This is a genomic window from Pseudomonas sp. Pf153 (genome assembly GCF_001269775.1).
Classification (GTDB): domain Bacteria; phylum Pseudomonadota; class Gammaproteobacteria; order Pseudomonadales; family Pseudomonadaceae; genus Aquipseudomonas; species Aquipseudomonas uvaldensis.
Genome location: NZ_LHVL01000017.1, coordinates 17,300 through 27,137 on the forward strand (window position 1 = coordinate 17,300; position 9,838 = coordinate 27,137).

General features: G+C 60.6%; 7 protein-coding genes. 4 read left to right on the forward strand and 3 right to left on the reverse strand.

What is annotated here, in order from left to right:
* Positions 1–133: 133 nt before the first annotated feature.
* Positions 134–2,014, reverse strand: a complete 1,881-nt coding sequence (locus AD666_RS12120; protein ID WP_053152000.1) for a methyl-accepting chemotaxis protein — start codon at positions 2,012–2,014, stop codon at positions 134–136.
* A gap of 250 nt (positions 2,015–2,264) precedes the next feature.
* On the opposite strand from AD666_RS12120, the gene AD666_RS12125 reads away from it, so the two are divergent.
* From AD666_RS12125 to AD666_RS12135, 3 genes are all read left to right on the forward strand, one after another.
* On the forward strand, positions 2,265–2,765 hold the full coding sequence (locus AD666_RS12125; RefSeq protein ID WP_053152010.1) for a sigma-70 family RNA polymerase sigma factor: 501 nt from the start codon (positions 2,265–2,267) through the stop codon (positions 2,763–2,765).
* Positions 2,755–3,744: a FecR domain-containing protein gene (locus tag AD666_RS12130; RefSeq protein ID WP_053152002.1), complete on the forward strand. Its 990-nt coding sequence runs from the start codon at positions 2,755–2,757 to the stop codon at positions 3,742–3,744. Before AD666_RS12125 ends, AD666_RS12130 begins: the two co-directional genes overlap by 11 nt.
* A gap of 87 nt (positions 3,745–3,831) precedes the next feature.
* Positions 3,832–6,336, forward strand: a complete 2,505-nt coding sequence (locus tag AD666_RS12135) for a TonB-dependent siderophore receptor (RefSeq protein WP_053152004.1) — start codon at positions 3,832–3,834, stop codon at positions 6,334–6,336.
* Between the two features lie 88 nt (positions 6,337–6,424).
* On the opposite strand, the gene AD666_RS12140 is transcribed toward AD666_RS12135, so the two are convergent.
* Entirely contained in the window at positions 6,425–7,498 is a 1,074-nt protein-coding gene (locus AD666_RS12140; RefSeq protein WP_053152006.1) for a fatty acid desaturase, read from the reverse strand.
* 100 nt (positions 7,499–7,598) lie between these two features.
* Here AD666_RS12140 and AD666_RS12145 point away from each other — a divergent pair, with 100 nt between their 5' ends.
* Positions 7,599–8,603 (forward strand): AraC family transcriptional regulator, encoded by a 1,005-nt coding sequence (locus AD666_RS12145; RefSeq protein ID WP_053152008.1) that lies wholly within the window; start codon positions 7,599–7,601, stop codon positions 8,601–8,603.
* A gap of 105 nt (positions 8,604–8,708) precedes the next feature.
* Here AD666_RS12145 and AD666_RS12150 read toward each other — a convergent pair whose 3' ends face one another.
* Entirely contained in the window at positions 8,709–9,671 is a 963-nt protein-coding gene (locus tag AD666_RS12150) for an IS110 family transposase (RefSeq protein WP_053147561.1), read from the reverse strand.
* Between the last annotated feature and the right edge of the window lie 167 nt (positions 9,672–9,838).

Sequence of the window (9,838 nt, forward strand, 5' to 3'; positions counted from 1 at the left end):
CCGCTCCCACACTGGGTTCCGAGGTGGACCTGGAATCAGGGTTCTCCACCAGTCCCTGTGGGAGCGGGCTTGCTCGCGAAAGCGGTCGGCCAGCTTGCAGCGATGCCAACTGGCCGACCGCTCCCGTGGGTCATCAGATTTTGAAGCTGTCCACCAACTGCTTCAGCCGATTGGCCTGTTGTGACAAGGCGTCGCAATCCTTGAGGGTTTCATTGAGGTTGGCGACGCTTTGCTGGTTCAACAGATTGATGTGGCTGACGTCCATGTTGAGGGTTTCCACCACGGCGGTCTGTTCTTCGGTCGCCGCGGCGACTGATTGGTTCATGCCGTCGATCTCACCGATACGTTGCGTCACGCTGACCAGCCGCAGGCCGGCCTGATTGGCGACGTCCACGGTTTCGGCGCTGGAGGCCTGGCTGGCGTTCATCGTGGTCACCGCTTCGCGGGAACCCACCTGAAGGGAAGTGATCATCTTGTGGATCTCCTCCGCCGATTCCTGGGTACGGTGCGCCAGGTTGCGCACTTCATCGGCCACCACCGCAAAACCACGCCCGGCTTCACCGGCACGGGCCGCTTCGATGGCGGCGTTCAGCGCCAGCAGGTTGGTTTGCTGGGAGATGCCCTTGATGACATCCAGGATGTGTCCGATGTTGTCGGTGCTGGCGTTCAGGGTCTCGATCTGCGTGCACGACAGGCTGATCTTCTGCGACAGTTCGGTCATGGCCTGGATGGTTTTTTCCACCACCTGACGACCATCGTCCGCCTGCTCGCTGGCACCGCTGGCGTGTTGCGAAGCGTCAGCGGCATTGCGAGCGATTTCCTGGGTGGCGGCGCCCAATTGGTTGATGGCGGCCGCCACGCTGTTGGTCCGCGCGCTTTGCTCATCCGACCCCACCAGCGAAGCGTTGGACGACGTCATCACCCGTTGCGACAAGTCGTGCACTTGCCGGGTAGCAGAAGATACCTCGGCGATCGACGCGTGGATCCGCTCGACGAACTGGTTGAACGAGCCAGCCAATACCGCGAACTCGTCCTTGCCGTGTACCACCAGACGCCGGGTCAGATCGCCCTCGCCCTGGGCAATGTCCTGCATGGCGCGGCCCATGGCGGTCAACGGACGCATCAACACCTGGATCAACAGACTCAGCAACAGCGCAATGGCCGCCACCGCAACGAACATCGCGATCAGGGCCGAAGTGCGGAACTGGCTCAGCGGGGCATAGGCCTTGTCTTCATCGATCGACAGACCGATGTACCACTGCGCATTCGGCAGGCCCGCGACCTGCGTGAACGACAGGATGCGATCCTGCCCGTTCAGTTCGACTTCCTGGATGCCTTTCTCGATGCGCACCGGCGTTCCAGGGTAGATGTCCTTGAGGTTCTTCATCACCTGGTCCTTGTCCGGGCTGACGATCACCTGACCGTCACCGCTGACCAGGAATGCGTGGCCGATCCCGCCGAAATCCACCGAGTTGATGATTTTCACCAGGGTGTCGAGGCTCAGGTCACCGCCCACGACGCCGAGCAGTTCGCCGTTTTTCTTCACCGGCAGGGCAATAGTCACCACCAGGCCACCGACTGCCGCCGAATAGGGCGGGGTGAGCATGGTTTTGTCGGCGCTCACGGCCTGTTTGTACCAGGGACGCTGACGCGGGTCGTAGCCGTCGGGCATTTTTGCGTCAGGGCGCTGGGTGAAAACACCGTTGGCCTGGCCCACATAGGTGAACTGAAAGTTCGATGTCAGTGCCGGCTGATCCACCAGCCCCGCCAGATCGGCATTGGCGCCCTGATGCGCAATGTTCTGCGCGAGGTTCTCCAGCACCAGTACCCGCCCACTCATCCAGTTCTGGACGCTGCTGGCCGTCAATTCGCCGGATTGCTCGATGGAAGATTCGAGGCTGCGGCCGATGGTATTTCGCTGCAGGTAATCGTTGTAGAGGGTGAAAAGCGCGAACGCCAGCACCACTACACCAGAGGCGGCCAGCAGGATCTTATGGCTGAACTTGAGATTCATCGATGAGGCTTCTTATGCAAAGAGTTGGGGTGCATTCCGGGTTGCAACGTTCCATGTAACAGCGTGGGCGGGAGCTGACCCGCTCCATTTTGGTGCACGCATGATTCTCTGTCGGCCAGTTCGCAAAAAAAATTAGGGCTTTCAAACATCAGGCGACGGAAGGATGCCAGTCGAATGGTGGTTGCAAATTCCCTGAACGCTGATGACAATGCGACCTATTATCATTTGTGACATCCAGGGCGTCGCGTTCATGTCATCTCCCGAGTTTGCAGTACAGGCGCTCTACAGCAGTCATCACGGCTGGCTTCATGCATGGTTGCGCAACCGGCTTGGCAATGCCGCGGACGCGGCAGACCTGGCACAGGACACCTTCGTCCGCTTGCTGCAGCGCACCGAACGGCTGGAACTCAAGGCCCCAAAAGCTTTTTTGCGCACCATTGCCCAGGGTCTCGTCATCGACCACTGGCGACGGGAAGAAATCGAGCGCGCCTACCTCGAAACCATCGCCCATCTGCCGGAAGCCGAAACCCCCGGCGCCGAAGCCCAGGCGTTGATCCTGGAACTGCTCGAAGCCATCGCCAGGATGCTCGAAGGCCTCAAGCCCAAAGTGCGCAGGGCATTTCTGCTGGCCCAGTGTGAAGGCCTGACCTACAAACAGATCGCCGAGCAAATGGGCGTTTCGTTGCGTTCAGTGGAACGTTACGTCGCCGATGCGCTGTATCATTGTTACGTGTTGCGTTATGAGAACTGAACCCATGGGCCGTCGTAGCGGCCCTTCGCAGCAAGTGGTCAAACAGGCGATCAACTGGGTGCTGCGCCTGCGCAACCACGCCACCCATCCCACTCTGCATCAACAGTGCGAGGCCTGGCGCGCCACTCATCCTGAACACGAACTGGCCTGGCAACGGGTGCAATCGCTGCACAGCGAACTGACCTCGAACCTGAGGGCCGTGCCCGGCGCTCATATTGCCCTCGAAACCCTGGAAAACAGCGCCCGGCGACTCAACCGCCGCCAGGCTCTGAAATTGCTCTCGGGGGTGGCGCTGCTGGGCTCCGCCGCGTGGCTGGGCAAGGACCTGGGCTGGCAGCCGTGGAGTGCCGATTTCGCCACCACCATTGGCGAGCGACGGGGTTTCCAGCTACCGGATGGGACGCGCCTGGAGCTCAACACCCAGAGCGCAGCCGATCTGGACTACACCGCCCGCCAACGCCTGATCAACCTGGCACGCGGTGAAATCATGGTCACCTGTGGTCGAGATCCGGAACGGCCCTTGCTGGTACGAAGCCGGCAGGGACTGTTCGAAGGCATCGAGGGCCGCTTCGTCGTCCGCCAGGACAGCGACTGCACGCGTCTGAGCGTCAGCAGTGGCCGGGTGGTGATCCGTTCGCACGCTGACAGCAACGGGGATCCCCTCCAGGTGAATGCAGGGCAGAGCTACCTGATCACTTCATCCACGGCCACCGTTGCGCCGCCGTTGGACATGGATGCCGGCGCCTGGGCGGACGGGTTGATCGTCACACGCAACATGCGCCTGGAAGACTTTCTCAACGAGGTGGGGCGCTACCGCCGGGGTTACCTCAACTGCGCCGAGTCGATTGCGGACTTGCGGCTGTCAGGCGTCTTCCGCCTGCAGGATACCGACAAGCTGCTGGCCGTGCTGCCGCGCACACTCGCGGTGCAGATACGTTATCGGACCCGCTGGTGGGTCACGGTGGAACGTCCTGCCTGATTTTTTTTGGCGGGTTTTGGGAGGCTGACCGGCTAGGAAGGTAATCAACGCTTTTCTGCCTTCAGCGACTCCAACGGAAACCTGTAAATGACCGAGCGCGTAAACCTCAAGACCCCCTTCGGCGGTTCCTCGCAAACCCGACTGCTGCGCCAGGCCATCCGCGCCGCGCTACTGACCACCGCGCTGGGTGCCGGCGTCGCGCCGGTACTGGCGGTCGCCGCCCCCGACAGCGTCAGCACCAGCCGCCAGAGCTACAACATCCCGGCCGGCCCCCTCAGCGACGTATTGAACCAATTCGCTCGCCAGGCAGGTATCACCCTGGCCAGTACCCCGGAGCAGACCCGTGGCGTTCAGTCCCCCGGTCTGCAAGGCGAATACTCGGCAGACCAGGCCTTGAGCCATCTGCTCAGCGGTTCAGGACTGGTTGCCGTCAGCCAGGACGGCAGCAGTTATGTCCTGCAGACCGAGGCCGAGGGCAGCACTCTGGCGTTGCCAACCACCGATATCAAAGGGTTTGCCCTGGGTAATGCCCTGGGAAGCATGGAGGGCTACAACGCCACCCACAGCCAGGTCGCCACCAAGACCAGTACCGCCCTGCGGGAAACCTCCCAAAGCGTATCGGTGGTCACTCGCGAGCAGATGGACGACCAGGGTGCACAGACCGTGTCCCAGGCCATGCGTTATACCCCAGGCGTGTTGACCAACCCCTACGGCGCCACCCACCGCTACGACTACGTGGCGATGCGCGGCTTCAACGATGGCTCGGTGGATAACATCTACCTCGACGGCCTCAAGTCCATGGGCGACAGCGGCACCTACAGTTCCATCCAGATCGACCCGTATTTCCTGGAGCGGGTCGATATCCTCAAGGGACCGTCCTCGGTGCTCTATGGCCGCAGCTCTCCCGGCGGCCTGGTGGCGCTCACCAGCAAGAAACCCTTGTACGAGGCTTATCGCCAGGTCCAGGCGACGGTCGGCACCCAGGGCCAGCGTGGTGTAGGCTTCGACTTCACCGGGCCGGTGGACGATGACAAGCGCATCGCTTATCGCCTGATCGGTTTGGCGGACACCTCCGACACCCAGTTCGATCACAACAAGGAAAAACGCTTCGCCCTCGCGCCCACGGTGAGCATCGATTTCACCGAAGACACTTCGCTGACCCTCCAGGCCTATCTGCAGCACGACCCCGACGGCGGCTACCACGGCGGCATGCCGGCCGACGGTACCTTGCACCAGCGCAACGGCCGACGGATTTCCGAAAACTTCTTCGAAGGTGAACCCGGCGTCGATCGCTATGAGCGTGACCAGCAATCGTTCGGCTACCAGTTCGAGCACCGCTTCAACGATGTCTTCACTGCCCGGCAGAACTTCCGTTACCTGGATTCGGAGGTCAAGAACGATCAGGTCTACGCCTACGGCTGGACGACGCCCACCAGCAACGAGCTGAACCGCTACTACACCGGCGCCGAAGAAAAGCTCCACGCTTTCATCGTCGACAACATGTTGCAAGCCGAATTCTTCACCGGCGCGACCAAGCACACCGTGCTGACGGGCATCGATTATCAGCGCCGCAAGACCGTGGTCGACTGGACCAGCGGCAGCCTGGCACCGATCAATGCCTTCGATCCGGTCTATGGCAACTCGGCCATCACCTATTTCAGCCCTACCAGTTATCTGCGGCGTCTGGAGCAGACCGGCGTTTACCTGCAAGACCTGGTCGAAATGGACAAGTGGCGCTTCTCTCTCGGCCTGCGCCAGGACTGGGTCGAGACCTCGGATGAAAACCGCATCGCCGAATCGGGTCGCCCGCAAGGCACCGAAATCAACGACAAGCGCACCAAGCTTACCGGCCGCGCCGGAGCGTTGTACCTGTTCGACAACGGACTGGCGCCATACATCAGCTACTCCGAGTCGTTCAACCCCAACTCCTATGCCGACAGCGCCGGCAACCCGCTGCCGCCGACCGATGGCAAGCAATGGGAGCTGGGCCTGAAGTACCAGCCACCGGGCACGGATGACCTGTACACGGCGTCGCTGTTCCGCATCGACCAGGAAAACCTGGCGACCAAACTGCCCCAGGAAAACTTCTACCGTGCCGTGGGGGCCGTACGTTCCCAGGGCCTGGAACTGGAAGCGCACCTGCAGTTGACCGAGCAGCTCAAGCTGTTGGGCAGCTACACCTTCACCGACATCGAATACTCGAAGTCAATGGTCAGCACGTTGAGCACCCCGAGCGACATCATCGAAAACAAAGGCAACTCACCGACCCAGGCCCCGCGCCACATGGCTTCGGTATGGGCCGACTACAAGTTCGACAGCGGCGCCCTGGATGGCCTGCGACTGGGCGGCGGCGTGCGTTATGTCGGCTACAGCTGGGCGGATGCGGAAAACACCATGAAGGTGCCGTCCTACACGCTGTTCGACGCCTCGGTGGGGTATGACCTGGGCAAGGTCGGCTTGAAGGGTATGGACGTGCGCCTGAATGCCAACAACCTGACCAACGAAACCTACGTGGCCTCGTGCGCCAGCCTGAGTTATTGCTACATGGGCGAAGAACGCAACGTGGCGGCTACCGTGAGCTACCAATTCTGACTCATTCTTCAGGTCACCCACGGCAACCTGTGGCGAGGGAATTTATCCCCTCGCCACAAGTTGTTTTTTATCCCTGAAATTGTGCTCCTCAAACCCGAACGGCCTTCCCTTCCCTCCGCACCACACCTTCCTGTCGCACGAACCTATTCGCCCGCCCGAACGTGCCAACGTCATTGAACCGCACGCCCATCTCCCGCATCACCTCGTGGGCCACCGGCACCGTCAATTGACGAATGTAGAACGGCTCCTTCACCACGAAATGATGGACTCCGTGACTGCTGCCGAAATTGAAGCAGAACGCCTGCAACGGCCACAGCCACCACGCATTGAGCACCTGGGTCTGCTGCATGACGTTGCCCGGCTCGACGTCGCCGTAGTAGTGCATGTTCGAGCTGATGAAATGCAGGCAAAAAGTGCGCAACACGTTCGGACCGATGATCACCACCGCCGCGATGTCGATGACGTGCATCACCGCCAGGGTGTCGGCGGACCAGTCGATCGCGGTGCCGAGCAGGCCGGCAATGCCGTTGGCCCCGTGAAAACCGAGAAACACATACCAGGCTCCCCAGTGCACCAGCGCCAGCGGGAAATACACTTTGAGTGTGCGCTTGAGAATGCTGCGTTTGTGGGCCCATGTCCTGGCCCGGAGCAGGCGGATGAAGGCCGACATCACGTTGTCGCCGACCATCAGCAATCGCGCCAGCCCCCAGGGCTCCCCGTTGGTGATGGCCCGCTCTTCCATGTCGGCTTCGCTGCCGGAGACCTTGTGGTGATTGAGGTGCAGGTGTCGACGGATCCACGGGTTGATGGTACTCGGCCGCGCCAGCCACACCAGCCCCATCATCAGGTTATGGGGCAGGCGCTGCTTGCGAAAGTACATGCTGTGGATCAGGTCATGCTCCAGCTCATGGGTCAGGGACGCGAAAAACGCGTTGAGCAGCAGGCATGCCCAGCCGTCCAGGTGACCGTTGAGGTACAGCAGGGCCGATCCGATCATCCCGGCCAGGGCGAACGCCAGGATGCACACCCCCAGCGCGTCCTGATGCCGCAGGATCGGATAACGCCGGCGCAATTCATCGCCTCGGGCCAACACCACCTGGCGAATATGGGCAGCTCGTTGTTGTGCATTCAATCGGTCGGGACTTGCGCAAGTGCCATGCATGGCTTACATCCTCTAGTAACGATGTGCTCATCCTGACGGGCGTGGTTCCACAGGGTGGTAGCCGTAAACGCCAACCTGTTGACCGCAAGCGCCAATCGTCATGACTGAACCGACCACCCTCGCCAGCTGGACCCGCGCCCTGCGCAAACAGCTCGATGCACTGGGCCTGGACAGCCACGCGCTGTGCGTCGAGGCTGGCCTCGACCCGCAGTTGATGGATGACCCCAACGCCCGCTACCCGCTCTCGGGCACCACGCGTCTGTGGACGCTGGCGGTACAAGCCAGTGGCGACCCGGCCATCGGTCTGCGGGTGTCGCGCTTCGTCAGCCCCACCACATTCCATGCATTGGGTTATGCCCTGGTGGCCAGCGGCAGCCTGCGGGAAGTGTTCGAGCGGATCGTGCGCTATCACCCGGTGGTCAGCGATGCCTTGACGTTGCAACTGCGTCGCTGCGAAGACCGCTACCGCTTCAGTCTCGATGCCCCCCAGGCCCATCCGGCCCCAGCCTTCGAGGCCATCGATGCCTTCGCCGCGATTTACGTGCGCACCTGTCGCAACCGGCTGGGCCGTGACTATGCGCCCCTGGCGGTATATCTGCGGCGTCCGGAGCCGGCGGATCCCGGCCCCTGGCATAAAGTGTTCCGCTCACCGGTGCATTTTTCAGCCGGCCAGGATTACCTGGAATTCGGCCTGGCCGATTTCGACAGGCACTTGGACGACGCCAATCCGGAACTGGCCGAACACAACGAAACAGTGCTCAAGCGCACCCTCGCCCAGCTCCAGCCACTGACCTGGGAACGCAAGGTACGCGCCGCCATCGAGGCCCAGTTGCCCGAAGGCGAACCCAGCGCCGAACGCATCGCCCAGGCGATGCACCTGAGCCTGCGCAGCCTGCAACGACACCTGGCCGATGAAGGCTGCCGCTTCGACGCGCTGCTCAACGAATGCCGGGAAAACCTGGCGCTGCTGCACCTGCGCGACCCCGATTGCTCATTGAGCGAAGTCGGATATCTGCTGGGCTTTGCCGACGCCAGCAGCTTCAGCCGTGCGTTCAAGCGCTGGACCGGGATGACACCGGGGCAGTTTCGCGAGGGGTTGCACTAGGGTTTTGTGTCGCCCGATCTGCCGTCATCGCGAGCAGGCTCGCTCCCACATTGGTCTTCGGTGGTACACCGATTTTCATTCGCCGCTAACCTCCTGTGGGAGATTCTATGTTGCAGGGCAACCCTGCAACATCGGCTTCGGCTGGTATTCGCTCTGATTTTTCATCAGAGCGAATGCAACTCGGCAGAGCTTACGGGCAAGCACCACCAATGCCTGAGTTTTTGAAAAGCCTCTTGCCAGGTATGACTCGTAGAAGGGTTTCCATCTAGGCGAGCGAGAGGCCGTCATCGCAGCGATGTGAGCTAAGCGCCTTATCTCTGGATCGCCTTTCTTGGTTAGATACCGGGGGCCATTCTTTTTGCCAGAGTCATCCACCCTCAGGTCCATTCCCAAAAACGCAATAAATGCATTGCTGTTCGCAAAATTGCCCCGCATGTAACTGGTGGCCAGTCCGGTTGCGACCAGCTCGCCTACGCCTTCGATGGCTTTACAACGGACGATGTTTTCTGCAATTCCTGAGTCTTTGCTGACCTTTCGTAGCAGTTTCTGAATAGCCTTGATCGCTTGCTCAAAGGCTGTTTGCTGAGTGGCCAGCGCTTCCTTCAGCAGAGGCTCGTCGATCCAGCTCAACATCAGAGCGGTATGATTTCTGACCAGCGTCGCACGTCTATGAAGCAAGCTCTTTAGCGTTGTGTAGGCCTTTGGAGGGGGACACCAGAGCCGCAGCTCGTGCTGCTCATTGGTCAAATACCGCGCTAACAAACGAGCATCACAAGGATCGTTCTTGGCTCGCTGCCCAATGCCGCGACGATAGTTACTTACCCGATAAGCATCCACGACATAAACCTGATGCCCCATCGCATGAGCCAAGTCGACGGTGTCCAGGTGATAAATGTTGGTAGCTTCAATGGCAATGGCGCTTTGGGCGGGCAACGTTTTAAGCCAGCGTTTTAGGGTTGTTCGATCATTCTTAACGGTATCTATCGTTTGCAGATCAGAGCGATATACAGCGATTTCGGCCTTAGCGACATCAATGCCAACAACCGTTTGCGAGGTAAGGATTGTCATAACAAATCCTCGGGGCTAGGGTTTAGGTGCTTGTCGGGGTCTACCTTTGCGCTGGCTTGCATCTATCGTCGATCTTGTCGATGAATTCCATATTGGCGCTTTGGGTAGAAGGGGCGGGACGAGAAGTCTCCCACGGTCCGTACTGGCGAGAGTCGGAATCGAGCTTT

What these genes read in the sequence shown, in the direction of transcription:
- AD666_RS12120 (WP_053152000.1), bottom strand. Translation starts at nt 2,014, where the DNA reads ATGAATCTCAAGTTCAGCCATAAGATCCTGCTGGCCGCCTCTGGTGTA.
- AD666_RS12145 (WP_053152008.1), top strand. Translation starts at nt 7,599, where the DNA reads ATGACTGAACCGACCACCCTCGCCAGCTGGACCCGCGCCCTGCGCAAA.
- AD666_RS12140 (WP_053152006.1), bottom strand. Translation starts at nt 7,498, where the DNA reads ATGCATGGCACTTGCGCAAGTCCCGACCGATTGAATGCACAACAACGA.
- AD666_RS12125 (WP_053152010.1), top strand. Translation starts at nt 2,265, where the DNA reads ATGTCATCTCCCGAGTTTGCAGTACAGGCGCTCTACAGCAGTCATCAC.
- AD666_RS12130 (WP_053152002.1), top strand. Translation starts at nt 2,755, where the DNA reads ATGAGAACTGAACCCATGGGCCGTCGTAGCGGCCCTTCGCAGCAAGTG.
- AD666_RS12150 (WP_053147561.1), bottom strand. Translation starts at nt 9,671, where the DNA reads ATGACAATCCTTACCTCGCAAACGGTTGTTGGCATTGATGTCGCTAAG.
- AD666_RS12135 (WP_053152004.1), top strand. Translation starts at nt 3,832, where the DNA reads ATGACCGAGCGCGTAAACCTCAAGACCCCCTTCGGCGGTTCCTCGCAA.